Below are 26,938 nucleotides of genomic sequence, written 5' to 3' on the forward strand. Positions count from 1 at the left end.
TGAACGCCGGCGCTTACATATGCCCGACTTCGTCCGGCACGTCGTAGAATGTCGGATGGCGATAGATCTTCGACATCGCCGGCTCGAACATCATGCCCTTCTCGGATGGGTCGGACGCAATGATCGCATTCGACGGCACGACCCAGATCGACAGCCCCTCGCCGCGCCGCGTGTAGATATCGCGCGCAGCCTGAAGCGCCAGCGTCGCGTCCGCTGCATGCAGCGATCCGACATGCTTGTGCGCAAGGCCGTTACGGCTGCGGATGAAAACTTCCCAAAGCTGTGTGTTCTGAGTGGTCATGACAGCCTCCAGCCGGGTCTACGCTGCAACCGCAGGGGTGCGGTGCGCCTGTTGTTTCTCTGCATAGGCGGCGGCCGCTTCACGCACCCACGCGCCCTCCTCATGAGCCTTGCGGCGCGCGGCCATGCGATCGCGGTTGCACGGGCCGTTGCCCGAAAGCACCTGCTTGAACTCATCCCAGTCAATCGTGCCGTAGTCCCAATGACTGGTCGCCTCGTTCCACGTCAGGTCAGCGTCCGGAATCGTGAGGCCGAGATAGTGGGCCTGCGGCACCGTCGCATCGATGAACTTCTGGCGCAGGTCGTCATTGGAGAAGCGTTTGATTTTCCACTGCGTGGATTGATCGCTGTGCTGGCTGAGCTGGTCCGGCGGACCGAACATCATCAGGCACGGCCACCACCAGCGGTCGAGCGCATTCTGCGCCATGGCCTTCTGCTCTTCGGTGCCGCGCGACAGCGTCAGCATGATTTCATAGCCCTGGCGCTGATGGAACGACTCCTCCTTGCAGACGCGGATCATCGCGCGTGCATAGGGACCGTAGGAACAACGGCACAGCGGGATCTGGTTCATGATGGCCGCGCCATCGACCAGCCAGCCGATCGCACCAATGTCAGCCCAGGTCGGCGTCGGATAATTGAAGATTGAGGAATACTTCGCCTTGCCGCTCAGCATCAGGTCAACAAGTTCCTCGCGCGACGAGCCGAGCGTTTCAGCTGCCGCATAGAGGTAAAGCCCGTGACCACACTCGTCCTGCACCTTCGCCAATAACGCGGCCTTGCGGCGCAGCGTCGGCGCGCGGGTAATCCAGTTGCCTTCCGGCAGCATGCCGACGATTTCGGAATGGGCGTGCTGGGAAATCTGCCGGGTCAGTGTCTTGCGATACGCGGCAGGCATCCAGTCGTTTGCCTCGATGCGATCGTCAGCATCGATGCGCGCCTGAAAATGCGCGGCGCGTTCCGCGTCCTCGACGTGAACGACTTCCGCTTCCGATGTGTTGAGCGCTTGCGTGTACATCGCCGTTTCCTCCCGGGAGACGCCGATTAATATATAACAAAAAATTCTATCTACAAGTTATTTTTGTAACATGTTGCGCTGCACGTCGGAGAAGCGCCGGCCAAGTTCCGCACCCGGCGGACGCAGGGAACCTGTCGCACTCGCTCCATACGCATCGAGCCAGGATTCCGAAGCCGGCAGAAGGGCTTGATAAAGCCGGGCACAAAACTGCCGTGCGTCGAGAGCTGGCCATGCCGGCGGCAGGAGGCCCTCCGGGAGCAACGGATCGCGCAGAACCACCCGCCGGTAGTGATGGATCAAAAGGATCCGGGCGAGGATAGCGTCTGCGGGAGAAACCCTGTCGGCGCCGCCGATCCAGCCTTCAAGCGACGCAAAGGTCTTCATGAATTCACGATACGACTCCGCGGTCCGCTCGAGCGACCAACTCGCGGCCGCAAGCTGCCGTCCCATGGCATTGTCGGCAGATACCTCCAGCCGGATCGCACTTTCGGCGATTGACGGCACGCGCACATCCGATGGTGCGACCCACACACCTGGCATCGGGCTTCCAAAACCGGCTTCGGTCAACGCAGCCCGCGACGTCTCGCGATCCGCGCCATTTCCGATCAGCAAAAGCTCGAAGCGCCCTGCCCAATTCGACGGATGCGGATTGTAGACGTGCTCCACAGCCATCTCGAAACGCTCGCGGCCGCTCTTCGCCAGCTTGTAGAAGCTCTTCCGGCCAACCTTGTCCCGGTCGAGCCAGCCATCCGTGGCGAGCCGCGACACCGCCGTGCGCACCACGCCGCCGTCGGTCCCAAGCATGTCCAGAAACTGCAGCAACGTTCCAAGCCAGACCGACCCGCCGCGCGGCAGAATCGCATCGCCATAGAACGTGATGATGAGGGAGCCGGTGCGCGAGGGCTCGCGCTTGAATCGGCTGACGATACGGGAAAGCGACGGGTGACTCATGGCCACGCAGCATAGTGCATTCCGCCGATCCGGCGAGTGCCATCCCCGTCACCGGGCTGATTCCAGAAAACTTCCAAGGGACTAAAGGCTGTCAGAGACCTGAGGCTGAACCCGAAAGCGAAACATCAGATACCTGAAGTTTTACATTAAGAGGAAAGCCAGGCCAGATAGCCGCTAAAAGCCGGGTCCGGTTCGAGATATGACCTGCGATGAGCAAGTGGCGCTCCCTAGCGGAATCGAACCGCTCTCTCCACCGTGAAAGGGTGGCGTCCTAACCGATAGACGAAGGGAGCGAAAAGGCTGCAAACGCTCCGCACCGAGTGTGCGTGGATCGTTGTCTTTTCGCCTTGGAACAAGTCTTTTAGTCGCACAAAATCAATACGTTAGCATTGTTTGGGGCGGCGGCGGGCCGCAATCCCGTGAGGTGATTTGGCCGACGCGGGGGAACGTATAATGGCGTTTCGCGACTGCGGCAAGCCGCCAGATGCCTTTGCTTGAGCGGTGTGCGCAACTTCATGCACACTCCCCCGAAACCTGCCGCCCGCAGTGGGCTGGCCGCTGGAGCGCCCCGCATGACCCGCAAGCTGATCGACATTTCCGTACCGCTGCAAAACGACGTGCCGGCGGATCCTCCGGGCGGTCATCCCACCATCCAGTACATCGACCATCAGCAGGGATTGCCCCGGATGCTGCAATTCTTCGATGGATTGAAGAAGGAGGACCTCCCCGACGGCCAGGGCTGGGCCGTGGAGCAGGTCAACCTCTCGACTCACAACGGCACCCACCTTGATGCGCCCTATCACTTTCACCCGACCATGAACCACGGCGAGCGCTCATGGACGATCGACGAGGTTCCGTTGGAGTGGTGCTTTCAGCCGGGCGTGAAGCTCGACTTCCGCCATTTTGCTGACGGCTATGTCGCGACCGCCGCTGATGTCGAGAACGAACTGAAGCGGATCGGACATGCGCTCAAGCCGCTTGAGATCGTCGTCGTCAACACCAGTGCCGGCGCGAAGTACGGCCGGCAGGATTACGTCACATCCGGTTGCGGGATGGGATACGAAGCGACGATGTATCTGCTGGAGCGCGGCGTGCGTCTCACTGGCACCGACGGCTGGAGCTGGGATGCTCCCTTCGTCTACACCGCAAAGAAGTATGCCGCGACGAAAGACGCGAGCTTGATCTGGGAAGGCCACAAGGCCGGCCGCCACATCGGCTATTGCCACCTCGAAAAACTGCATGATTTAGATCAACTGCCTTCGACCGGGTTCATGATCTCGTGCTTTCCGGTGAAGATAGAACGCGCGTCCGCAGGCTGGACTCGCGCGGTAGCCATCCTCGACGCGTAGCCTGAGTCCGTTAGCCTCTAACAAGCGCAGCGGCGCAGGACTAAGCTGGTCGCATCCGCCAATTGCTGGAATCAGAACAGGAGACCGTCCATGACGACGCCTCAGGATATCGCCGGGCTTCATGCGCAAATGAAAGAGGCCGTCAAAGCGAACTGGAAAGCCTTCCTGATCGAAGGCATCGTCCTGGTGATTTTGGGGATGGCCGCGATTGCCATCCCGCTGCTCGCCAGCATCGCCGTCACGATCTTCCTTGGCTGGCTGTTCCTGATCAGCGGCGCGGTCGGGCTCTACCTTACTTTCACCACGCGCGATATGCCCGGCTTCTGGTGGTCTCTGATCTCCGCAGCCCTCGCGCTTGCCGCGGGCATCATCCTGATTATTCAGCCCGTCGCAGGAACGCTGACGCTCACCCTCGTGGTCAGCGCCTACTTCATCGCCGAAGGTATCACCACGATCATGTGTGCCCTCGCCCATCGCCGCGAACTATCCGGGCGCTGGGGCTGGCTGCTTGTGTCCGGTATCGTCGATCTGATTGTGGCGGCGTTGATCATCGCCGGGCTTCCCGGATCAGCCGCGTGGGCCATCGGACTATTGGTCGGTATTAATCTCGTGTTCGGTGGCACCTCCTTGATCGGGATGGCGCTCGCCGCGCGAAAAGCCTGACGTCGGTTGCTGCTCAACAGCCTCTGCAAATGCTTTTGATCTTCCGATCAAGCGCCTTGTCTTCGGCCGACTCCGTGTAGTTCTTTTCCTCTGTCGGCGGCACGTCGCTGGCGCGCGGCTGCCGGTGCCCAACCGGCGCGTTGGGAATGCTGCCAGAGTTCGTCGTCGCTGAGGGCGTGGGGCTCGATGTCCCGCTTTTGCTTTGAGCCAATGCGCCTGACGCGCCCAGCAACAGGGCCATCATGGCAATCGGGATGGATTTTCTCATGTCACACCTCCACCAATGAGATTCCGCAGCGTGAGGGTATTCTACTGGGAACGGGTTTGATTTTCTATCGTTCTGCAGTTGCGCCTGCCTTGCGCCGCACAATCTTGCACCTTGCGCAAATCGGCCATCGATCCGAGCAACCAGATACCTGCGACGACAAGCAGGACGAAAAAGCCGAGCATCACCGCGTTTTCGACAGCTCAATTGCCCTCATTTTCGGGAGGTTCGGGTCCCGCCATCAGACTGCCTACTCAGCAGGCGGATAGAGGTGAACATCGCCGCAATAATCCGCAACACGATAATGACCGCCAGCGTCTTCACTTGTCCGCGATAAATACTGTGGTCCTATCGGGGACTTGCCGTGACCGCCCGGAATGTCGAGCACGTAATCCGGCTGGCACAACCCCGACACACGCCCGCGCAGATACCGCATCAGCTTTTGCCCCTCCTCCACTGTCGTGCGCAAATGCGCCGTGCCCGGCGCGAGGTCGCCGTGATGCAAATAATACGGCTTGATACGGCACTCGACGAAGCTGCGCATTAAGGCTTCCAACGTCTCCGGATTGTCATTGACGCCGCGCAGCAGCACCGACTGGCTGACCATCGGAATCCCCGGTCGATGATCCGCGCGCAGGCGCCACGCGCTTCGGCCGTCAGTTCGCGCGGATGGTTGACGTGTACGGCAACCCACGTGGTCGCACCGCTCACTCTCAAGGCGGCTGCGGTCTCGTCCGTTACCCGGGCCGGGTCAGCAACCGGCACGCGGGTATGAATGCGAATGATCCTGACATGATCAATGGAAGCCAGATCATCCATGATCTCCTTCAGCCGGCGTGCGGACAGCATCAACGGGTCGCCGCCGGTCAGGATCACTTCCCAGATTTCCGGATGAGCGCGAATGTAATCCAGAGCGCCGGCATAGGCCTCATTCGAAAGCGCGGTGTCCTTGCCCGGCCCGACCATTTCGCGGCGGAAGCAGAACCGGCAGTACACGGCGCAAACATGCACGAGCTTGAGCAGCACGCGATCCGGGTAGCGATGTACGATGCCACTGACCGGCGAATGCGAATGATCGCCGATGGGATCGGCGCTCTCATGAGGCTGTGTGACCAGTTCATCGGCGGAGGGAATATACTGGCGCGCGATGGGATCGTTCGGATCCGACGTGTCGATCAGCGCCGCGATATCCGGCGTCACTGCCACCGCGTAACGTGCAGCGACTTTTTCCAGCACGGACAGATTTTCCGGCGACGCGAGGCCATGCTCGATCAGGTCGGTTTCCGTTCGCAATGTTGCAGTGGCGCGTGTCATGCGTCACCTCCCGGCGGCGTCCAGACTACCTGATCGACGCGCGTTGCACCGCTCGCCAGCATCACCAGGCGATCGAAGCCCAGCGCGACGCCACAGGCTTCCGGCATCTGCGCCATTGCGGCGAGAAACTCCTCATCGAGCGGATAGCGTTCGCCGTAGCGCCTCTCCTTCTCGTCCATCGCTGCGGTGAAGCGCAGTCGCTGCTCTTCCGCGTCGATCAATTCGCCGAACCCGTTCGCGAGTTCGACGCCGCAGGCATAGACTTCAAACCGCTCCGCGACGCGCGGGTCAGACAGCTTGGTGCGCGCAAGTGCGGCCTCCGGCGCAGGATATTCGTAGAGGATCGTCAAACGGCCCTGTCCGAGATTCGGCTCGATATGTTCGACCAGGACCTTGCTGAAGATATCCGACCAAGTGTCGTCCTCGGTGACGCGGACGCGATGTCCCGTGGCTGACGCCAACGCATCCCGGTCTGCGCGGCCGTCGGAAATCGTCGCGAGCAGATTGATGGAAGCGAAGCGCGAGAATGCATCCGCAACGGTCAGCAGTTCCGGCGCGGCAAACGGATCGGCGCTCTTGCCGCGGAATGAGAACATCCCGATTCCGGTCTCCTGTGCCGCGCGCGCAATCACGACGATGCAATCGGCCATGACGGCCTCATAGCCTTCATTGGCGCGGTACCACTCCAGCATGGTGAACTCTGGCAGATGCAGTGGCCCGCGCTCGCGATCCCGGAATACCCGGGCGAACTCCACAATCTTTGTCTCCCCGGCGGCCAGCAGTTTCTTACAGGCAAATTCGGGGGAGGTTCGGAGATAGTGCCTCATCTTGTCACCCGAGGCCGACGTCAAATCCGCCGAGGGGGCATGAAGGTGCGTCTCGTTTCCGGGCGATTTCTGAAGAATTCCGGTCTCGACCTCAATGAACCCCTCACCCCCGAACCAGTCCCGGGTGGCCCGGGTAATGGCGTTCCGCGCCTGCAAAAACGGCTTGCGGTCCACATGGCGGCCGGGCGTCCACCAGGGTGAAAGTTCCTGTCCCGCATTCATGCGCGAAATGCCTGATTCCGTAGCAAAATGCTGGCTTTGGCGCTCCAAATCGGTATGTTGCGGCCCGAAACCGCCTTGCCGGGCTTCGAAGCGCCGACCCGGCACCGCAACCGGCCCTGAAACTTAGGAAAACCATCTGTGAAAGTCATCGCCAGTTCGATCCGCAAGGGCAACATCATTGAGCAGGACGGCAAGCTATATGTCGTTCTGACTGCGGAGAACATCCACCCCGGCAAAGGAACTCCGGTCAGCCAGATCGAAATGCGCCGAATCAGCGACGGCACCAAGGTCTCCGAACGCTACAAGACGACCGATCAGGTCGAGCGCGCGTTCGTCGAGGATCGCGACTACAACTATCTGTACGAGGACGGCGACGGCTTCCACTTCATGAATAACGAGAATTACGATCAGCTCCTGGTACCCAAGGACGTGGTCGGCACGCAGGCTCCTTACCTGCAAGAGAACATGACCGTAAAGCTGTCGATCCACGACAACATCGCGGTGGCCATCACCCTGCCCCAGCGCACCACGCTGGAAGTCGTCGATACCGAGCCGGTGACCAAGGGGCAGACGGCGTCGTCGTCCTACAAGCCTGCGATGCTGTCGAACGGCGTCCGCACGCTGGTCCCGCCGCACATCGGCACCGGTACGCGCATCGTCGTGATGACCGAAGACGGCTCCTACGTCGAGCGCGCGAAAGACTAAGCACAGATCCCGTGAGGACGTCTTGACCACTGCGCGGGCAGAGAACAACAGAAGGACGGCATCGGGGAATTTCTGGTGCTGCTTTCTGTCTCTTGCGTCGCTTTCCTCTGCTTTGCTCTCCGTTGGCCCGCTCGCGCATCCTGCTCACGCCGGCGAATTCAGAACTCCCGCGATATCGGTCGTCAGGCCGGACTGGCCTTCTGCTGTCAATCAGCTCAAGACCGAAATCGACTCACAGCCGGTTGCCGCCGACAATTTCAGTTTCACGGGCCGGCGTCCGTCACGTCAGGTCAGCACGCCGCGCATCACGGCGATCTCGCAGATCAACACGGTGACGTCGCCGATTTTTTCTGGCATCGAACTCAGCCCAGTCCCGGTGTTGCTGCCGTTCGACAGCGCCTTGTATCTCTCCGACCGCCAGAGCGGTGCGATCAATCTCCTCATCCCGCGCTATCAGGCGGGTTTCCGCGCCGCCAGCATGTTCGAGGCCGGGCCGTCCGGCTACGACGCAGTCTTCATGCTCGACCGTGGCGCTGGGGACAACATGCCGTCCCGGGTCTACTCGCAACCCGTTGAGGTCCAGATCAGCGCCTCGCTGCTGGTCTACGACATCAAGGATCCGCTTGCAGGCAAGGGCGAAGCCGTCAAAGCGCTCGCAACGCAATTTCCCAACCTGCGCCGGGTGATCCGCGAAGGCTACGTGCGCTATGCCTTTACGCGGTTCGGCGTTCCCTATGTCGTTTCAATCCAGTGCCTCGACAGCGTCGCGCGGAGCAGGCGCCTCTCCTGCCGCGAAGCGGCGCCAGTCGCCGAGCGCTTCCTCAAGGCCTTGCGGGTCGCGGGCGGCACCCCGCGCGATTCCCGTTACAATATCGCTTCCTACGCCTCTGAGCGGCCGATTACATACGACGCGAACTTCACCTATCGCCCGCCGGGCGAGATCATCGTCAACAGCGGTTACCGCGGGCAAGGCGGCCATGAGGACTTTACGGTCTACTCGCAGATCCGCTTTCCGATCGAAAAAGCTCCGGCATTCGCCAACTCTCAGTCGTTCATGAACTGGGGGGACTGCAACCTCACGGGACGGGTGTCATTTGCACCGACCAAAGGCGATCCATATCGCTGCAAGCGCAATGACAAGCCGTTGGTGTTCGATGAATCGGCCAGGGAGAACTACAGCTACCCCTGGCAGGATAATTTCTGCGAAACACGCGACTTCGAAGTCGGACAATGCGCCAACGGAATGGGGCATCAGGGTCAGGATATCCGCCCGTCGTCCTGTCACCTGCGCAATGACGGCGCCGACCGCTGTATCCCCGATCTTTTTCCGGTTGTCGCGGTCCGCGAGGGCGTGCTGATCAGGACGCTCAAGCAACAGGCAGCGTTCCTGCTGGTCAATACGCGCAATGAACACATCCGCTTTCGCTATATGCACATGAACCCGGCCCACCTCGATGCCGATGGCGTCCTTCACGGACGGCGCGTGGCCGAGGGTGAAAAGATCGGCGCGGTCTCGAACTTTCAGGATCGCCCTGGAGGTACGACAAACCATCTGCATTTCGACGTCCAGGTGTTCACGCGCGACGGCTGGCTCTGGGTCAATCCCTACGTCACCCTCATCTCGTCCTACGAACGCCTGATCGGCGGGCGTGGCCGCGAATACATCCAGCCGCCTCCCGAGGCGCCTGCGATGGCCCATGCCCTGCCGCCTGCGAATCTCCCGTCAAACGTCGCCAAGGAAGGCGAAGGCCGCTAGGCGGGAACCGGTTTTCGGACAAGATCATCCCTGACAAAATCCACGGCAGATTGGCCTTTGGTCCAACCCGCAAAGCAGCGCTAGACTGGGCGTATGACGCAAAGAGATTCTTCAGACCGCACCTACCTCACGCGACGGATGCTGCTGGGCTCTGCGCTTGGCGCTGGCGCGCTGATGGCCAATCCCGTTCGCGCCCTCGCCGCCAATCCTCCCGGCTTCGATCAATGGCGCGAAGGATTTCGGGCCCGCGCGCTCGCGCGAGGTATTTCCGAAGGCACATACATTCGTTGCCTTAGCCGGATTGAGCCGGACATGAGCGTCTTCCAGAAGATGCGCAAGCAGCCCGAGTTCAACGAACAGCTCTGGCAATATATCAACCGCCGTGTCTCGGACTGGCGGCTGGCCGCGGGCAAGGTGGCGCTTCAGAAATACAGCACGCTGTTTGCACGGATCGAAAAGGATTTCGGCGTCGAGCGCGGCACGCTGCTGGCGCTGTGGGGTGTCGAGACGGCGTACGGTGATCCGCTCGTGCAGCAGAACCATATGCGGCCGGTGTTTCCGTCGCTTGCGGCGCTGGCGTGGAACGAACCCCGCCGCAAGGCCTACTGGGAAACCGAGCTCATCAATGCCCTGCGCATCGTCGACAAGCACTGGAGCACGCCGGAGGAGATGCGCGGCTCATGGGCCGGCGCGATGGGCCATACCCAGTGGATGCCGGAAGTCTGGCTCAATGTCGGCTTCGACTATGACGGCGACGGCCGCGTCTCGCCGTTTGGCCGCCCGGACGACGCGCTGGGCTCCAGCGCGCGCTACCTCGTCAACCGCGGCAAGTATCGCCGTGGCGAGCATTGGGGTTATGAGGTGAAGGGCGCGACCGCGTCCAAGAGCGGCAGTCAGTCCTATGCCAAGTGGGCTGCCTCCGGCGTAACCCGCGCGGATGGTCAGCCGTTTCCACGCTCCAATGATTCCGCGCAACTCTGGGTGCCCGTGCAGGGCGGACCATCGTTCCTGCTGGGACCGAACTTCTACGCCGTGAAGAGCTACAATCCGTCGATGAACTACGCGCTGGCCATCGTGCATCTCGGCGATCGCATTCTGGGCGGTGGACCGTTCGTCCAGCCCTTCCCGGGCTCGGAACGAGCGCTCACGCTTGCGGAGATCCAGGAAGTTCAGACGCGCCTCACCAAGGCTGGCTTCGACACCGGCGGCACCGACGGCCGCGTCGGCAACGACACCATGCAGGCCGTCAGAGATTTTCAGACCAAGGCGGGACTGCTGCCAGCGGACGGTTATGCTGGATTGAAGGTGCTGGCGCGGTTGCGGCAGGGATCTTAGCCGCCGTCACAGCTTGCAAGTTCAGCCGTCGTTCCGGGATGCGCCACTCGGCGCAGGCCCGGAATCCATAACGCAGACATCGCATGAAGGGCTATGGATTCCGGGTTTGCGCGAATGCCCCGGAATGACGACCTACCGAATAAAGTTCGGCCCAAGGTCCGGCACGGCGACATCCGTCACCCGCATCTGCACGCGCTCGGAGCCCTGCCAGCGGTCGACGGTGAGCGATCCTGCGACATGCAGCATCTGGCCGCGATTTTCGATCAGCGCATTGCCGAGCTTCTGGCCGATCGAGCGAAACGCGATGCCGTTGACGAAAGACCCGTCACCCGATTTGAACCGCAGACGCAGATGCGCCTGTCCGACCTCATCCGCGAAAACCAGTTGATGGGACGGCAATGCGATCAGCGGTTCGGGATTGCCCGCGCCATATGGTCCGGCGCGGTTCATGGTGGTGACGAAATCGGTCGTCACCGCGCGCGCACTCACCGCACCGTCGATGAACAACTCGTTGGCGTGACGTGCGTCTGCAACGGTCGCGGCGAGCGCCGTTTCCACAAACGCCCGAAACTCCGCGAGGTTTTCCTTCTTCAGCGTCACGCCCGCGGCCATGGCGTGGCCGCCGCCCTTCAGAAGAATTCCTTCATTTACCGCCTCGCGCACCACCTTGCCGAGATCGACGCCCGGAATGGAGCGCCCCGAACCGGTGCCAATACCGCCGGGCTCGAGCGCAATGGCAAATGCGGGCCGTGAAAACTTCTCCTTCAGGCGGGACGCCACGAGGCCGACCACGCCCGGGTGCCAGCCCTCGGACGCCGTAACGATCACCGAGCCCTTGTCGTCAAGCCCGAGCGATGCCAGCGCTTCCGCCTCCGCTTGTGCTTCCGCCATCTGTTCGATGACGCGGCGCTCAGTGTTGAGCCGATCCAGTTCGGCCGCGATCCGCGCCGCTTCCGAAATGTCGCCTTCCAGCAGCAATCGCACGCCCAGGTCCGCACGTCCGATACGGCCACCCGCATTGATGCGTGGACCGAGCATGAATCCGAGATGCCAGGCCTCTGGCGGACCGCTGAGCCGGGAAACGTCCATCAACGCGGTGTGGCCGACGTGGTCACGGCGGCGCAGCGCGATCAATCCCTTGGCGACAAAGGCGCGGTTGAGGCCGGTGAGCGAGGCAACGTCGGCAACGGTGCCGAGTGCGACATGGTGGAGCGCATCGAGCAGATTGGGTTCGGGCCGGACATCGCTCCAGAAGTTGCGGGCGCGTAACTCACGGTTCACCGCCACCAGCGTGACAAATACGAGGCCCACGGCGGCCAGATGCCCAAGGCCCGACAGATCGTCGAGGCGGTTCGGGTTCACGAGCGCATCCACCACAGGCAGTTCGTCGCCGCACTGGTGATGATCGATCACGACCACGTCCATGCCGAGGCGCTTGGCCTCCGCCAGCGGCTCGATGCTCGTCGTTCCGCAGTCGACCGTAACCAGCAGCGTCGCGCCCTTGTTGGCGAGACCGCGCACAGCTTCCACGTTGGGTCCGTAACCCTCAAAGATGCGGTCAGGAATGTGGATCAGCGGATCGAGCCCACAGTGACGCAGATGCCAGGTCAGCAACGCCGCTGACGTTGCGCCGTCCACGTCATAGTCACCGAAGATCGCCACCTTCTCGCCGCGCGCCGCCGCATCGGCAATGCGCTTGGCGGCGGCTTCCATTTCCGTCACCGTCAGCGGATCGGGCAGCAGTTTGCGAATGGTCGGATCGAGGAAATCATCGACGGCATCGATATCGATTCCGCGGCCCGCAATAATCCGGGCCAGCATTTCCGGCACCTGATAACGCTGCGCGATGGCAAGCGCCCTCGCCGCGCCGCGCGGGTCCAGCCGGTCGCGCCAGACGCGGCCAGTCGCGGACTGGGTCACGCCAAGAAAGGCGGGGACCGATTCAACAGGCAATGCGGATGCAGGGAGCGTCATGATGCCTTCCGCAGGTAAGTACGAAGCGTCAGCGTTCAATGATTCGCCGCGACAAGCCTAACAGCCGAGCTTGTCGGCGAGGTCGTTGAAATCCTTGACCACAAAATCCCAGTTTCCATCGGCCTTGAAATCACGGTTCTGCAGGGGACCATATTCCGTCACGCGCGGCACGAAAGCTGTCTTCAGTCCGAACGACTGCGCCGCCGCCAGGTCGTTATTGTGAGCTGCGACCAGCATCACCTGCCCCGGCGCCAGGCCGAGTATCTTCGCTGCGCCAAGATAGGCTTCGCGATCAGGTTTGTAATGTTGGAAAATTTCGGCGCTCAGCACCAGATCCCACGGCAAGCCCGCGTGCTTCGCCATGTTGGTCAGCAGCGCGACATTGCCATTCGAAAGCGGCCCGATAATGAACTTCGTCTTCAGCCGCGTCAGACCGCCGACGCTGTCCGGCCAGGGATTGAGGTTGTGCCAACCGCGCGTGAGATAGTCGAAATCGGCGGGTGTCAGCCCGGTGATACCAAGCCTTGCCGCCAACGGTTCGATTGACTGCCGCTGCAGGTCGTCAAGGATCACGAAGCCGCGCTCGGGATGCTTGCGGACCTCGTCCATCGACGGCATGTACGCGCCGCGCCAGGCATCGACCAGCGCAGTCCAGTCGCTCTTGAAACCTTTCGCCGCGCCCCATGCGGTGAAGTTGTCGATCAGGCTGGTCCGCCAGTTGACCACGGTGCCGAAGACATCGAACAGCAGCGCCTTGATCTCAGACATCCAACCCCCTCAGAGGATCTTGCGGTACTGCATGAAGCCCGACCGGTCGGCGACTTCATCGTACAATATCTGCGCGCGCGCATTCTCGAACTGCGTCAACCAGTGCACCCTGCTCGCACCGGCGGCCTTGGCCCTTTCGTAAACGGCCTCGATCAGCTTGCGGCCCACGCTGTGACCCCGCGCACCTTCGTTCACGAACAGGTCCTGCAGATAGCAGTAGTTGCCGAGCGTCCAGCAAGACCGGTGATAGAGGAAATGAACAATGCCGGTCAGCTTTTCATCGACGAACGCGCCGAGCACGTACATCGGCTCCGCGTCGTCGTGAAACCGCTGCCACGTCACGGCTGTTGTCTCAGCCGGAACGGTGGCCTTGTAGAACTTGAGATAGCCGGCCCACAAGGGCTCCCACGCCTCGCGCTCATCCACGCGAAGATGCCGGATGACAACGCGTTCGGTCATGGGGATGTCCTGCTCAATCGAGGTGGAATTTCTCGAACTGGCGATGCTCGCCCTTGATAATGCGAACGGTGCCGGTCACCGAGCGCATCACGACGGTCTCGGTCTCGATCACGTTCTTGCGAAACTTGACGCCCGACAGCAGCGAGCCGTCGGTGACGCCGGTCGCGGCGAACAGGCAGTCGCCCCGCACCATATCCTCAATGCCGTAGATCATCGAGAAATCCTTGACGCCCATTTTTGCCGCGCGCTCGCGCTTCTCTTCGGTATCGAGAATGAGGCGGCATTGCATCTGGCCGCCGATGCAGCGCAACGCTGCTGCAGCAAGCACACCCTCAGGCGCGCCACCCGTGCCCATATAGATATCGACGCCGGTGTTGTCCGAATCTGCAGTGTGGATGACGCCAGCGACGTCGCCATCAGTGATCAGGCGCACAGCCGCGCCAGTCGAGCGGATCGCGTTGATGATGTCGGCGTGGCGCGGACGGTCCAGCACCAGCGCGGTGATCGCAGACGGATGCACGTCCTTGGCTCGGGCGAGACGGCGAATGTTTTCAGCCGGCGGCGCGTCGAGATCGACCACGTGCTTCGGATAACCCGGACCGACAGCGATTTTCTGCATGTAGACGTCGGGGGCATTCAGCAGCGTGCCGCCCTCCGCCATCGCCATGGTCGCAATCGCGCCCGGCATGTTCTTGGCGCACAGCGTCGTGCCTTCGAGCGGATCGACCGCGATATCAACTTGAGGACCGGCATCGGATCCGACTTTTTCACCGATGAACAGCATCGGCGCTTCGTCGCGTTCTCCCTCGCCGATCACGACGGTGCCCTGAATTGGAATCTTGTTCAGCTCGCGCCGCATCGCGTCCACCGCCGCCTGGTCGGCGGCTTTCTCGTTGCCGTGGCCCCGGAGGCGTGCAGCGGACACCGCAGCACGCTCAGTCACGCGCACGATTTCGAGAGTGAGAATGCGTTCCAGCAACAGCTGCGGCGGAACGGAAATCGTAACGGACATAGGCTAACTCCCAAGACAACTAACGTGGCGATGGACCCGGCTGACCGGACCCTATCAGTTCTTTTCGATGCGGATGACCTGCGGACGGCCGGTTATCACCCGATCTTGCTGGACGGCATGCAGGGCACGGCGCACTGCATCTTCAGTGGTTGCGTAAGTGATGAGGATGACAGGCACTGGCGATGGTTTGCCGCGCGTATTTACCGGTTCAACTGCGCCGTCAGGATGACGCTGCACGATCGATTCAATGGAAATTTTCTGCTCGGCGAGGCGCGTCGCGATGGTCGCCGCGGTTCCCGCAAGGTCGCGCGCCATCAGGCGAATGTAATAGCCGCCTTCGTGACGCTTCATCGGCGCCTTGACCGCGATTTTCAGCTTCGCAATCGGCCGCCCGAACGGCGCGGCACGGATTCCGCGTGCGACATCTGCGATGTCGGCGAATACCGCTGAAGCGGTCGCTGCACCGCCAGCGCCGGGGCCGACCAGCGTAATCGGCGGGATACCCTCGCCGTCGATGGTGACCGCATTGGTCACGTCCATGACCTGCGCAATCGAGGAAGAACGCGGCACCATGGTCGGATGCACGCGCTGCTCAATGCCGGATTCGGTCCGCACTGCGACGCCAAGCAGCTTGACGCGATAGCCAAGTTCTTCGGCAGCGCGCAGATCTTCCGGAGCGATCGACGAAATGCCTTCAACGTAAACCGCGCTTTGGTTCACCTTGGTGCCGAACGCGAGGCTGGCGAGAATGGCAAGCTTCTGCGCGGTGTCGTGTCCATCGACGTCAAACGACGGGTTGGCTTCGGCGTAGCCAAGGCGCTGCGCGTCCTTGAGGCATTCCGCGAACGACAGCCCCTCGCGCTCCATCCGTGTCAGGATGTAATTGCAGGTGCCGTTGAGAATGCCGTAGACGCGGTTGATGCCGGTGCCGGCGAGGCCTTCCCGCAGCGTCTTGATGACTGGGATCGCCGCGCCCACCGCGGCTTCGTAGTTCAGCGCGCCGCCGTGCTTTTCGGCCAGCGCAGCGAGCCGCGAACCGTGCTTGGCGATCAGCGCCTTGTTCGCGGTGACCACCGATTTGCCGTTCCGCAGCGCCGCTTCGATCGCAGACAACGCGGGCTCGCCGGAACCGCCCATCAGTTCCACGAAGCAATCGATCTTCGGATCATTCGCCAGCGCCAGCGGGTTTTTAGCCCACTCGAGGCCGCGCAAATCAAGGCCACGTTTTTTGGCCTTGGAGCGGGCAGACACTGCGACAACCCGGACGCCACGGCCGCACCGCGCCGACAGGGCCCTGCTCTGACTCTCGATCAGGCGGACTACCTCGGCACCCACGGTGCCGAGACCCGCGATACCCACCTTGAGTGGTGCGACCATTTTGCTGAAAACCTGCCGGAAAAACTCGAGTTAACTAGGCATGATCGGGTCCGAAAACCGGTTCCACCCTCGGGGCGAGTCCGAGGGCATGCTTTTCGGAATCAGGCCTACCGCCGGTTGGCGAGAGGAACCACGTTGTGCAACGATTCAACGCCAGTTTCAAGGAAACGCCGGATATTGCGGGCGGCCTGGCGAATTCGTTGCTCGTTTTCCACCATCGCGATGCGGACAAAGCCCTCGCCATGCTCGCCGAAGGCGACGCCGGGCGACACCACGACACCGGATTTTTCCACCATCAGCGTGGCAAACTGCATGCTGCCGACCTCGCGGAACTTCTCCGGCAACGGCGCCCAGGCGAACATCGACGCCGCCGGCGGCGGAATATCCCAGCCCGCCCGGCCAAAGGTTTCCACCAGCACGTCGCGGCGCTTGCGGTAGGTGTCGCGCATTTCCTTGATGCAGTCCTGCGGACCGTTCAGCGCAGCGGTCGCCGCGACCTGGACCGGTGTGAAGGCACCGTAGTCGAGGTACGACTTTACGCGGGTCAGCGCCGCGATGATCCGCTCATTGCCGACGGCAAAGCCCATGCGCCAGCCCGCCATTGAGAACGTCTTCGACATTGAGGTGAATTCGACGGTCACATCGATCGCGCCGGGCACCTGCAGCACCGACGGCGGCGGCACGCCATCGAAATACAGTTCCGCATAGGCCAGATCGGACAGAATGAAGATCTCGTGCTTCTTCGCGAATGCGACGAGGTCCTTGTAGAAATCAAGCGATGCGACATAGGCCGTCGGATTCGACGGATAACACGCGATCATCGCGATCGGCTTGGGGATCGAGTGAATGATCGCCTTCTCGAGTGCGCTGAACAATTCCGGCGTCGGCTCGGCGGGAACGGAGCGAACTACGCCGCCCGCCATCAGGAAGCCGAAGGCGTGGATCGGGTAGCTCGGGTTCGGCACCAGCACCACGTCACCGGGTGACGTAATGGCCTGCGCGACGTTGGCGAAGCCTTCCTTGGAACCGAGTGTGGCAACGATCTGGGTTTCCGGATTGAGTTTCACCCCAAAGCGGCGCTCGTAGTAGGCAGCCTGCGCGCGACGCAGTCCTACGATACCTTTCGACGCCGAATAACGGTCGGTGCGCGGTTTGCCGAGCGTTTCCTTCAGTTTTTCGATCACGTGCGGGGGGGTCGGCAGGTCCGGATTTCCCATGCCCAGATCGATGATATCGGCCCCGGCGTTCCGCGCGGCCGCCTTGGCCCGATTGACTTGCTCGAATACGTAAGGCGGCAGACGGCGGATACGGTAAAACTCTTCCATGGGTCGGGCTCCGGGAGCCGGTCAAACCGGCGATAACGACGAGATCAGTAACGTGTTTTGCACCGAAGTGGAATTCGGCACGGTGGTTAGAAGGTGCGGAATTTCAGCATATTAAGCGGATTCGAACGCATTGCGGGGGTGACCCGCGCCAGAATTTGTATTTTTGCGAATGAATCGTGGTCTTTTTAGCACCACCGGGAGTTGCGGCGAAGCGTAAATCTAGTGTGGTGGCTCGCAAGCCCGCACTATTTCTGCAGCGCGTTCCTTTGCGGACTTGCGAGCCAAAACCACACTAAATTATAGACTTCTAGTGTCCTGTTGAATCCGAAGTTCGCTATGGAATACGCCGAAAAAGGGAGGCGAACTTCGGATTCAGGACACTAGTTGCTGCGGCGTTGGGCGGCTTGAGCACCGGAGGCCTGGCGATCACGGGCCGCGAGCAAATCCTTCTCCAGCTTGTCCTGCTGAGCCTGATCGAGCACCGTTTCCTGGCGGGGAGCCGGTAAATCATGCACGGGCAGATACTCAGCCGGGGTCGCGGGCCGGGCCGGCGTATTGGCGGGCAGCCCTAACAGGGGCGCGTCAGCGATAGTGGACGCACAACCGCCGAGCACGAGGCCAAGCAGCAACAAGCCGGCCAAAGCCGACGATTGCCGAACCTGCTGCATTTGGCATCCCACGGAAAAAATCCACGTCCTCTGGTTTCAATCGGCACGATTCCTGCTCTGTGTTGACGCAGGCGATGCGAACTCAACGTCGGTGGAGAGCGTTAATCCCGACTAATCGTCGTCGCGGAGCAGACAGTGTTCATGAGGCTCTAATGTGACCGAAGTATTAATCATGCCGCAACGCAGCACATGCAAATCAGCAAGCCGATCCGAACTATGCCATGATGATCTTGCGAATTCACAAAGCTCGCCGATCGAAACGAGAGTTCAGAAGTAAGCGATGAGTGACACCTTGCTAAGCACCGAGGCCGGCGACACCGGCGCCACGAAAGGCTTCGACCCGGAAGCGTTCTCGGCAAATCTTGCACGCGCACTTGAATCAAGCGGTCGTGCCCTCTCCGCCTATCTGAAGCCGCGCGAGAACGGCGAAGACAGGGGCCGCCCCCCTGGCGAACTGAACGAACTGGTGAAGACGTTTACATCGGTCGCAGAGTACTGGCTCTCTGACAAAGATCGCGCCGCCAACGTGCAGATGAAGTTCGGCAAGGCCTATCTGGATTTGCTGACCAGTGCTGCGCGCCGCCTGTCCGGAGAGGTGACGACACCCGCTGCCGAACCGTCCCCGCGCGACAAGCGTTTCCATGACCCTGAATGGAAGACCAACCAGTTTTTTGATTTCATGATGCAGGCCTATCTGCTCACCACACAGTGCGCGAATGACCTGGTCAAGAACGCCGATGGTCTCGATCCTCACACGCGGAAAAAAGCAGAGTTCTACGTTCAGCAGGTCACCAACGCGATTTCGCCGTCCAACTTCGTGCTGACCAATCCGGAAGTGCTGCGGCAAACGCTCGCAAGCAATGCCGACAACCTTGTCCGCGGCATGACAATGCTTGCGGAAGATATCGAGGCTGGTCAGGGCACGCTCAAAATCCGTCAGTCCGCGGGCAATCTGGAAGTCGGCCGCGACCTTGCGCTGACTCCGGGCAAGGTCATCTACCAGAACGAGATCATGCAGCTCATTCAGTACACGCCGACGACTGAAACTGTTCTGCGCACGCCGCTTCTGATCGTGCCGCCGTGGATCAACAAGTTCTACATTCTCGATCTCAACCGGCAGAAGTCGTTCGTCCAGTGGTGCGTCAATCAGGGCATCACGGTGTTCCTGATCTCATGGGTCAACCCTGACAAGACGCTCGGCGGCAAGACCTTCGAGGACTACATGCGCCAGGGTCCTCTGACGGCCATGGATGTCATCGAGAAAGCCACGGGCGAGATGCGCGTCCACACCATGGGTTACTGCGTCGGCGGCACGCTGCTCGCGACCACGCTGGCGTGGCTGGCGGAGAAGCGTCAGGTCCGTGTGACCTCAGCGACGTTCCTCGCAGCGCAGGTCGATTTCACCCATGCAGGTGATCTGCTGGTATTTGTTGACGAGAGCCAGATTTCGAATCTCGAACGCGACATGAAACAGGCTGGTGTCCTCGAAGGCAGCAAGATGGCGATGGCCTTCAACATGCTGCGTTCGAACGATCTGATCTGGTCATACGTCGTCAGCAACTACCTCAAGGGCAAGGAACCTGCAGCATTCGACCTGCTGCACTGGAATTCAGACGCCACCCGCATGCCTGCGGCGAACCATTCCTATTATCTGCGCAACTGCTATCTCGAGAACCGGCTTTCCACCGGCACCATGGCCATCGACAACACCCAGCTCGATCTCTCAAAGGTGAAGGTGCCAGTCTACAATCTCGCCACCAAGGAAGATCACATCGCGCCCGCTGAATCCGTGCTCTATGGCTCGCAGTTCTTCGGCGGCCCGGTCAAATACGTGTTGGCGGGATCGGGCCACATCGCCGGCGTGGTCAACCCACCGGAACTCGATAAGTACCAGTACTGGACCAATGACCGTATCGGAGACATCACGCTCGCGGACTGGGTCAAGGATGCGCAGGAGCACAAAGGGTCGTGGTGGCCGGATTGGCGCTCTTGGATGGAGTCGATCGACGCCGAACAGGTCCCCGCCCGCGTGCCCGGCTCCGGGCCTTTGGAAGCGATCGAAGATGCGCCGGGAAGCTATGTCCGGGTCCGCGCCTGAGAATAACGCCTGCCGCGACATTGGCCTTGCACCGCCAATCGTTTATGACTTCAAACGTTATTTGCTTCGTCGACTCGCCCCGTTACACGACGGGACGGTGAAGGCATTTCCACCCGCCTCCGGGCAGGCCTTGCAAGATTGGAAGGAAGAACGTCGATGACCCGTGAACTGTTCTGGTTGACGCTGACCGTTATTTTCACCGGCCTGCTATGGGTGCCCTACATCGTTAATCGCTGTCAGGTGCGCGGCCTCGGCGGCGCAATGGCGAACCCGTCGCGCAACGACAAGCCGCAGGCCGAGTGGGCCAATCGGCTGATGTTCGCCCATGACAACGCCGTCGAAAATCTGGTGATCTTCGCGCCGCTGGTCCTGATCCTCAATGCCATCGACTATTCGACCAAATGGACCGTGCTCGCGTGCGCCGTTTATTTCTGGTCCCGCGTTGCGCATCTGATCGTTTACACGCTCGGCATTCCAGTGCTTCGCACCCTCGCCTTCACGGTCGGGTTCATCGCGCAGGCGGTTCTCGCGCTGGCGATTTTCAAGATTCTCTGATCTCGGAAGTACGACGGCTCAATGCAGTAAGGGCAAAAGGGACGGCTCACCGCCGTCCCTTTTCTTTCATGTTCGCTGTGTGATGTCTTACGGAAACATCGGCGGCTGATCGATGCCCGCCGTCTCCGGGAAGCCAAGCACGAGATTCATATTCTGCACAGCCTGGCCCGAAGCGCCCTTGGTGAGGTTGTCGAGCGTCGAGACAATGATCGCCCGCCCGGCGATGCGATCCGCGGCCACGCCAATGAACGTCATGTTCGAGCCGCGCACATGCCGAGAGTGCGGGGTCTTGCCGAACGGCAGGACGTGCACGAACGGCTCCTTCTCGTATTGCTTGACCAGTATCTCGTGAAGGTCCTGCGCGATCTTGCCCCGCCGGCCCCGCACATAGATGGTCGAAAAGATGCCGCGGTTCATCGGCAGAAGATGCGGCGTAAATGATACGACGACATCCTTGCCAGCTGCCTTCGAGAACTCCTGATCGAGTTCGGCCATATGCCGATGCTGGCCGACGCCATAAGCGTTGAAGCCTTCGGACACTTCCGAGAACAGCATCTCCTCTTTCGCCGAACGCCCAGCACCGGTCATGCCGGACTTGGCGTCGATGACAATTTCGTCCGGTTCGATCGCCTTGGCCTTCAGCAGCGGGATCAGCGGCAATTGCGCGCATGTTGTGTAACAGCCGGGATTGGCGACCAGCCGCGCCTTCTTGATGTCGCGCCGATAGATTTCCGCCAGCCCGTAGACGGCTTCCTTCTGCAGTTCGAGCGCGTGATGCTCATGGCCGTACCACTTGGCATAGGCCGCCGGATCTTCCAGCCGGAAATCCGCCGACAGATCGACGATCTTGATGTCCGGCGCCTTGGCGAAAACATCCTTCAGCACCTTTTGCGTGGTGGCGTGCGGCAGCGCGCAGAACACAAGATCGAGTCCTGCCTGCGCCCAATCGACCTCATCGATCGTGACGAGGCGCGGCAGATCATATGGCGCGAACTGCGGAAACACATCGCCCATCATCTGCCCTGCCCGCCGGTCGGCAGTCAGCACCGCAATCTCCACGCGGGGATGGCGCAACAACAGCCGGACCAGCTCCGCCCCGGTGTAACCGGAGGCGCCGAGAATGCCGATTTTCTTCTTCGTGCTCATGGCGCGGTCCCTTCGTGCGCAGTGCTCAACACTTCATTGTCTTCAATAGCGGCAAAAGCCTGTGGCCGCATAGCGCGCATTGCCGCCGACAGGGTGCCCGCGCCCGCTGATGTCTGTAGGGCCAAAGCGCGGGTCACCGCAACGTGGTCCGCGTCCGATTTGTGCCGGTTCAGCTTGAAGCTGCCCTCGACCTCCTCAACGGCCATGACCAATCCCACGATCGCCTTCATCATTGCTTCACGTCTGCCGGACGACATCTTGTCCATCGTCCAGGGCTTTTTCGGCGCCAGATCGGTTTCAAATCGGGCGCTCGCCTGATTCAAGTGATCGGGCAGTTGTTGGCTGGTCATGACGCGGACCGCACCGGTCATATGAACTGAGCGATAGAGCCACGTCGGCACTTGATCGGGTGAAACGTACCAGTCGGGCGAGACATAGGCATCGGCCTCGTTCACCGCGAACAACCATGGCGTCACGCCATCTGCGCATTCGACAAAGGGATTGTGACGAGCAAGATGAAAGCAAAGTAGCGGCGTCCCATCGTTTGCGTACTCGATATGGAACGGTACCGGCGACGCGATCGGCTTCTGGCCGTCGTGGGCGCAGGCCAGCCCGAATCCACGCGCGGCGGCGAACGCGAGGCAAGCAGCGCGGTCAACTCGGAAGGCGGGCAGAACGTACATTGCAAACCCCTGCTTTTGCGAGGAGCCGCCTGAGATCAAACCGCGTGTTTTGGAGAGTGAAGCATGCCGCGGACTGTCTCCGGCGGCACGGATGGTGATCTTTAAACGCGATCAACCGCCCATACCGCGGGAATGCGGCGGCGGCGAGCTGCGATGATGGTTGCGTTCAAAATCATGGGCGCGGATATAAATCCGCGCCCAATTCCCGTCAAGTCGCGATCCGTCAGCTCAGATGGACGGATTCCAGGGGGCCGGCACCCAGCGATAGCCTGTGCCGTCCTTTTCGATGTTGGCGAGGCCGGGGAACGGGTAATGGAAGCCCTGCACACGCATCCTGTCTGCCGCGAGCATGTCATAGACCTTGCGCCGGGTGACTTCGGCTTGGGGACCATCCTGATCAAAAAACGCCTGCCAGCCAGGATTGCGAGCGAACAGGTCCGGATTGTTGGTAACATCCGACTGGATGAAAACCGTGTCTGGGCCGGACGACAGCACATAAGACGTGTGACCCGGCGTGTGGCCGATGGTCTCTACGGCGCGCAGGCCCGGCACGACATCCTTGCCCCAGTCGTAAGGCGTGACCTTCTTCTTCAGTCCGGCTTCGAAAACGCGGCGATTGTTCTTGAACAGGCCTTCCATGCGGCCAGCCGGAGCGCGGCTCATCTCGCCATCGTCCATCCAGTATTTCCACTCGACAGACGGCACCAGCACTTCGGCATTCGGAAATGCAGGCTGTCCGTCGGCCGTGAGCAATCCATTCACATGGTCGCTGTGGAAATGTGAAATCACCACCATATCGACTGCCTTGGAATCGATCCCTGCGGCAGCAAGATTGCTGGCGAACTGTCCCGCGGCACCCTTGCTGCTTGCGAAGGTGGCGGGACCATTGCCCGTATCGATAACGACCAACTTGCCGCCGGTGTTGATCACAAGCGGACCAAAATAGATTGTTACTTGGTCCCGCGGCCGAAATGCTTTTTCAAGCGCAGTGCTCACGTCCTCTTTCTTCGCATTCGTCACAAAATTGTCAGCAAGCGGAAACGTGGTGGCTCCATCAGAAACCACGGTCACTTCGGCATCGCCGACCTTGTAACGATAGAAGCTCGCGTTCTGCTTGCCGGCGACAGGCGCAGCGGCCTTGGCCGGGAGTGCGGGCAACAGAGGAGCCGTCGCGAGAGCGGCAGCGCTCGTCAGCGCGTGGCGTCGTGTCAGTGTCATGAACGTTCTCCCGATTACAATTTGCGTCTGATCCGTCACGCGTCGCGATGGTCCAACCTCGCCCATTGTTGCGAGTCGTTTGCAAAGCGTGTGCGTCGTGACCAACACGTGAAGTTAACACGCCGTCGCGACAGCTATTCCCGATCACGAAAGAGTTTGGGTTTGAAAAAGGTTTAGACAAAATCACATGAGCAATTTGACGCCGAACATGCCCGGCGCCATCAACAGGCCGGCCCATAGAAACGCGGAGGTGAAGTTCGCGAACTGGAAGTGCCAGTACTCCATTTCGACAATGCCCGCGACGAGCGGCACAGTTGCACGCAGCGGCCCCGAAAAGCGGCCGATGAAAATCCCGAGTACGCCCCATTTCTTCATGAACCGTTCCGCGCGAGGCAGCATGTCAGGGAAGCTGGACATCGGCCACATGTGCGCTATTCGATCGTGAAATCTGACGCCGATCCAATATGACACCCAGTCTCCGAGTGCCGCCCCCAGGCCGGCTGCGACCCAAACCGGCCAGAAACTGATGCCGCTCACGCCGATGAGCGCGCCGATCGAAACCAGAGCACCCCAAGCCGGAATAATCAGCGAAAGAAAAGCGAGCGATTCCGCGAACGCGAGCGCAAAGACAACCGGCATGGCCCACATCTGATGGTCGCGGACAAATTCGGCCAATCCGCGCGTCATTTCTTCAAAAGTCATGCACTGTCCCGTTTCCGGCCTTTTTATTGAGCCCGCCGGTTCCCCGTTATCGGCATATCACGGCAGCGCCCGCCTTGTTTGGGAACCACCTGCGTCACATTTACCGCCGCAACCGTGGCATAGTAACAGCCAGCGATTCGCCCCCCGATCACGATATATCAAGACTTAAGAACCATGCAGAAACCTTTGAAAAAGAAAGAAAAAACGGACGCCGATCTGTTCGCATCCTCGGATCGGAAGCCCCGTGCGGCCGCAAAGGCCGCCGCCAAGCCCTCGGGCGCGGAAGCTGGCTATACCGCGCGCGACATCGAGGTGCTCGAAGGTTTGGAGCCCGTTCGCCGCCGTCCCGGCATGTATATCGGCGGCACCGACGAAAAGGCGCTGCACCACCTGTTCGCGGAAGTCATCGACAACTCGATGGACGAAGCGCTGGCCGGCCACGCAACTTTCATCGAAGTCCATCTCGGAGCCGATGGCTATCTGACCGTCGTCGATAACGGGCGCGGCATCCCGGTCGATCCGCACCCTAAATTCCCGAAGAAGTCCGCTCTCGAAATCATCATGTGCACACTGCATGCGGGCGGCAAGTTCGACTCCAAGGTCTACGAGACCTCAGGTGGTCTGCACGGCGTCGGCGTGTCGGTCGTGAACGCCCTCTCCTCGCAACTCGTGGTCGAGGTCGCGCGCAACCAGAAGCTCTACAAGATGACCTTCGAGCGCGGAAAGCCGAAGGGCAAGCTCGAAGAACTCGGCAAGATCAACAATCGCCGCGGCACCAGCATCCGCTTCAAGCCCGATAGCGAAATTTTCGGCGCGAAGGCCGTTTTCAAGCCGCAGCGCCTGTTCAAGATGGCGCGCTCGAAGGCCTATCTGTTCGGCGGCGTCGAAATCCGCTGGCGCTGCGACAAGGAATTGCTCAAGGGCGTTGATGACGTCCCTGCGGAAGACACCTTCCATTTCCCCGGCGGCCTGAAGGACTATCTAGCCGCAGCGATCCACGCGGACACGCTGGTGCATCCGGATATTTTCTCAGGCAAGTCCGGACGCAACGGCGCCCACGGCGCTTGCGAATGGGCGGTCGCATGGACTGCCGACGCCGATGGATTCCTGTCGTCCTACACCAACACGGTACCGACGCCGGATGGCGGCACCCATGAAGCAGGTTTCCGCAGCGCGCTGCTGCGCGGATTGAAGGACTACGCCGAGCGCATCGGACAGGGCAAGAAGGGCTCGTCCATCACATCCGAAGACGTGATGGTTGGCGCAGCCGCCATGCTCTCTGTGTTTGTCCGCGAGCCGGAGTTTCAGGGCCAGACCAAGGACCGCCTGGCGACCGCCGAAGCCCAGAAGATCGTCGAACAGGCTATCAAGGACCCGTTCGATCACTGGCTAACCGGCAATCCGCTGCAGGCCAACAAGCTGCTTGAATTCGTGGTCGAGCGAGCCGACGAGCGGCTGCGCCGCCGCGCCGAGAAGGAAACATCGCGCAAGACCGCCGTGAAGAAACTGCGGCTGCCCGGCAAGCTCGCCGACTGCACCAACAGCGCTACTGAAGGGTCCGAACTCTTTATCGTCGAAGGCGACTCGGCAGGCGGCAGCGCCAAGCAGGCGCGCGACCGCAAGACGCAGGCGATCCTGCCGCTACGCGGAAAGATCCTCAACGTCGCATCGGCAACCAAGGACAAGCTGACCTCGAACGCGCAGCTGGCCGATCTTATTCAGGCCATCGGCGCCGGGATAGGAGCACAGTATCGCGAAGAGGACTTGCGCTATTCCCGCATCATCATCATGACCGACGCGGACGTGGACGGCGCGCATATCGCTTCGCTGCTCATCACGTTCTTCTATCGGCAGATGCCGCGCCTGATCGACGAAGGTCATCTCTATCTCGCCGTGCCACCGCTCTATCGCCTTACGCACGGCTCCAAGACGGTCTACGCGCGCGACGAGGCGCATCGCGATGAACTTCTGAAAAAGGAATTCCACGCTAACGCCAAGGTCGATATCGGGCGCTTCAAAGGCCTCGGCGAGATGATGCCGGCGCAGTTGAAGGAAACCACCATGGACCCGACGAAGCGCTCGATGCTGCGGGTCGTGCTGCTGCCGGACGACCGCGAAGGTACTGCGGATTCCGTCGAGCGCCTGATGGGCAGCAAGGCCGAGGCCCGCTTTGCGTTCATTTCCGACAAGGCGGAATTTGCCAGCGAAGACTTGCTGGACGTGTAAACCGCCATGCGCGGATGAAACCAAT

Annotated in this window: 24 protein-coding genes, 1 tRNA gene and 1 pseudogene; 8 read left to right on the forward strand and 18 right to left on the reverse strand. The window is 61.0% G+C overall.

The genetic code is table 11. The features are described from left to right. Nucleotides 1-13: 13 nt before the first annotated feature. The 4 genes from paaB to BN32_RS06005 form a co-directional block, all read right to left on the reverse strand. A complete protein-coding gene (paaB, locus tag BN32_RS05990; RefSeq protein ID WP_019197220.1) occupies nt 14-301 on the reverse strand; it encodes a 1,2-phenylacetyl-CoA epoxidase subunit PaaB in 288 nt (95 codons plus the stop codon). A gap of 18 nt (nt 302-319) precedes the next feature. Then, a complete protein-coding gene (gene paaA / locus BN32_RS05995; RefSeq protein ID WP_019197221.1) occupies nt 320-1,315 on the reverse strand; it encodes a 1,2-phenylacetyl-CoA epoxidase subunit PaaA in 996 nt (331 codons plus the stop codon). Nucleotides 1,316-1,372: 57 nt separating this feature from the next. Beyond that, nucleotides 1,373-2,266 carry a phenylacetic acid degradation operon negative regulatory protein PaaX gene (paaX, locus tag BN32_RS06000; protein WP_019197222.1) on the reverse strand — a complete coding sequence of 298 codons (894 nt, stop codon included), beginning with the start codon at nt 2,264-2,266 and terminating at the stop codon, nt 1,373-1,375. Nucleotides 2,267-2,484: 218 nt separating this feature from the next. Further along, a tRNA-Glu gene (locus BN32_RS06005) sits at nt 2,485-2,559 on the reverse strand. 279 nt (nt 2,560-2,838) lie between these two features. Here BN32_RS06005 and BN32_RS06010 point away from each other — a divergent pair. Both BN32_RS06010 and BN32_RS06015 read left to right on the forward strand, forming a co-directional pair. Next, nucleotides 2,839-3,615, forward strand: a complete 777-nt coding sequence (locus BN32_RS06010; protein WP_040425502.1) for a cyclase family protein — start codon at nt 2,839-2,841, stop codon at nt 3,613-3,615. A gap of 90 nt (nt 3,616-3,705) precedes the next feature. Then, nucleotides 3,706-4,278 carry an HdeD family acid-resistance protein gene (locus BN32_RS06015; protein WP_019197224.1) on the forward strand — a complete coding sequence of 191 codons (573 nt, stop codon included), beginning with the start codon at nt 3,706-3,708 and terminating at the stop codon, nt 4,276-4,278. 13 nt (nt 4,279-4,291) lie between these two features. Here the strand turns inward: BN32_RS06015 and BN32_RS06020 are convergent, their stop codons facing one another. From BN32_RS06020 to epmA, 3 genes and pseudogenes are all read right to left on the reverse strand, one after another. Next, the gene (locus BN32_RS06020) at nt 4,292-4,546 is read right to left on the reverse strand and encodes a hypothetical protein (protein ID WP_019197225.1); all 255 of its coding nucleotides are present in this window, start codon (nt 4,544-4,546) and stop codon (nt 4,292-4,294) included. A gap of 247 nt (nt 4,547-4,793) precedes the next feature. Further along, nucleotides 4,794-5,857, reverse strand: a pseudogene (locus tag BN32_RS06030) (lysine-2,3-aminomutase-like protein). Then, nucleotides 5,854-6,906, reverse strand: coding sequence for an EF-P lysine aminoacylase EpmA (gene epmA, locus BN32_RS06035; RefSeq protein WP_040426044.1), 1,053 nt, complete (start codon nt 6,904-6,906; stop codon nt 5,854-5,856). Before epmA ends, BN32_RS06030 begins: the two are co-directional and overlap by 4 nt. 138 nt (nt 6,907-7,044) lie before the next feature. Between epmA and efp the strand changes: the two genes are divergently transcribed. The 3 genes from efp to BN32_RS06050 all read left to right on the forward strand — a co-directional run bounded on the left by efp (nt 7,045) and on the right by BN32_RS06050 (nt 10,702). Beyond that, complete coding sequence (efp, locus tag BN32_RS06040) at nt 7,045-7,611, forward strand: elongation factor P (protein ID WP_019197229.1); 567 nt, start codon at nt 7,045-7,047, stop codon at nt 7,609-7,611. A gap of 22 nt (nt 7,612-7,633) precedes the next feature. Then, nucleotides 7,634-9,367 (forward strand): M23 family metallopeptidase, encoded by a 1,734-nt coding sequence (locus BN32_RS06045; protein WP_152343788.1) that lies wholly within the window; start codon nt 7,634-7,636, stop codon nt 9,365-9,367. Between the two features lie 93 nt (nt 9,368-9,460). Continuing rightward, nucleotides 9,461-10,702, forward strand: coding sequence for a lytic murein transglycosylase (locus BN32_RS06050; protein WP_040425504.1), 1,242 nt, complete (start codon nt 9,461-9,463; stop codon nt 10,700-10,702). Between the two features lie 132 nt (nt 10,703-10,834). On the opposite strand, the gene recJ is transcribed toward BN32_RS06050, so the two are convergent. The 7 genes from recJ to BN32_RS06085 all read right to left on the reverse strand — a co-directional run bounded on the left by recJ (nt 10,835) and on the right by BN32_RS06085 (nt 18,285). Further along, a complete protein-coding gene (recJ, locus tag BN32_RS06055) occupies nt 10,835-12,676 on the reverse strand; it encodes a single-stranded-DNA-specific exonuclease RecJ (protein ID WP_019197232.1) in 1,842 nt (613 codons plus the stop codon). A 57-nt stretch (nt 12,677-12,733) separates the two neighbouring features. Continuing rightward, nucleotides 12,734-13,444, reverse strand: coding sequence for a haloacid dehalogenase type II (locus tag BN32_RS06060; protein ID WP_019197233.1), 711 nt, complete (start codon nt 13,442-13,444; stop codon nt 12,734-12,736). A gap of 9 nt (nt 13,445-13,453) precedes the next feature. After that, a complete protein-coding gene (locus tag BN32_RS06065; RefSeq protein WP_019197234.1) occupies nt 13,454-13,903 on the reverse strand; it encodes a GNAT family N-acetyltransferase in 450 nt (149 codons plus the stop codon). 13 nt (nt 13,904-13,916) lie between these two features. After that, entirely contained in the window at nt 13,917-14,915 is a 999-nt protein-coding gene (gene glpX, locus BN32_RS06070; protein WP_019197235.1) for a class II fructose-bisphosphatase, read from the reverse strand. Nucleotides 14,916-14,969: 54 nt separating this feature from the next. Beyond that, nucleotides 14,970-16,292, reverse strand: a complete 1,323-nt coding sequence (locus tag BN32_RS06075) for a homoserine dehydrogenase (RefSeq protein WP_019197236.1) — start codon at nt 16,290-16,292, stop codon at nt 14,970-14,972. 107 nt (nt 16,293-16,399) lie between these two features. Beyond that, the gene (locus BN32_RS06080; protein ID WP_019197237.1) at nt 16,400-17,617 is read right to left on the reverse strand and encodes an LL-diaminopimelate aminotransferase; all 1,218 of its coding nucleotides are present in this window, start codon (nt 17,615-17,617) and stop codon (nt 16,400-16,402) included. 380 nt (nt 17,618-17,997) lie between these two features. After that, a complete protein-coding gene (locus BN32_RS06085) occupies nt 17,998-18,285 on the reverse strand; it encodes a hypothetical protein (protein ID WP_019197238.1) in 288 nt (95 codons plus the stop codon). A gap of 280 nt (nt 18,286-18,565) precedes the next feature. Between BN32_RS06085 and BN32_RS06090 the strand changes: the two genes are divergently transcribed. Further along, on the forward strand, nt 18,566-20,383 hold the full coding sequence (locus BN32_RS06090) for a PHA/PHB synthase family protein (protein WP_019197239.1): 1,818 nt from the start codon (nt 18,566-18,568) through the stop codon (nt 20,381-20,383). Nucleotides 20,384-20,539: 156 nt separating this feature from the next. Then, nucleotides 20,540-20,938: an MAPEG family protein gene (locus tag BN32_RS06095; protein WP_019197240.1), complete on the forward strand. Its 399-nt coding sequence runs from the start codon at nt 20,540-20,542 to the stop codon at nt 20,936-20,938. A gap of 87 nt (nt 20,939-21,025) precedes the next feature. On the opposite strand, the gene argC is transcribed toward BN32_RS06095, so the two are convergent. The 4 genes from argC to BN32_RS06115 form a co-directional block, all read right to left on the reverse strand. Next, the gene (argC, locus tag BN32_RS06100) at nt 21,026-22,084 is read right to left on the reverse strand and encodes an N-acetyl-gamma-glutamyl-phosphate reductase (protein ID WP_019197241.1); all 1,059 of its coding nucleotides are present in this window, start codon (nt 22,082-22,084) and stop codon (nt 21,026-21,028) included. After that, nucleotides 22,081-22,767: an FMN-binding negative transcriptional regulator gene (locus tag BN32_RS06105; protein ID WP_019197242.1), complete on the reverse strand. Its 687-nt coding sequence runs from the start codon at nt 22,765-22,767 to the stop codon at nt 22,081-22,083. Before BN32_RS06105 ends, argC begins: the two co-directional genes overlap by 4 nt. A 228-nt stretch (nt 22,768-22,995) precedes the next feature. Continuing rightward, the gene (locus BN32_RS06110; protein WP_019197243.1) at nt 22,996-23,985 is read right to left on the reverse strand and encodes an MBL fold metallo-hydrolase; all 990 of its coding nucleotides are present in this window, start codon (nt 23,983-23,985) and stop codon (nt 22,996-22,998) included. 183 nt (nt 23,986-24,168) lie between these two features. Further along, nucleotides 24,169-24,687, reverse strand: coding sequence for a DedA family protein (locus BN32_RS06115; RefSeq protein ID WP_019197244.1), 519 nt, complete (start codon nt 24,685-24,687; stop codon nt 24,169-24,171). Between the two features lie 174 nt (nt 24,688-24,861). Here BN32_RS06115 and parE point away from each other — a divergent pair, with 174 nt between their 5' ends. After that, nucleotides 24,862-26,913, forward strand: coding sequence for a DNA topoisomerase IV subunit B (gene parE, locus BN32_RS06120; RefSeq protein ID WP_019197245.1), 2,052 nt, complete (start codon nt 24,862-24,864; stop codon nt 26,911-26,913). Nucleotides 26,914-26,938: the final 25 nt, after the last annotated feature.

It is taken from the genome of Afipia birgiae 34632 (assembly GCF_000308295.2).
In the GTDB taxonomy this organism is placed as follows: Bacteria; Pseudomonadota; Alphaproteobacteria; order Rhizobiales; family Xanthobacteraceae; genus Afipia; species Afipia birgiae.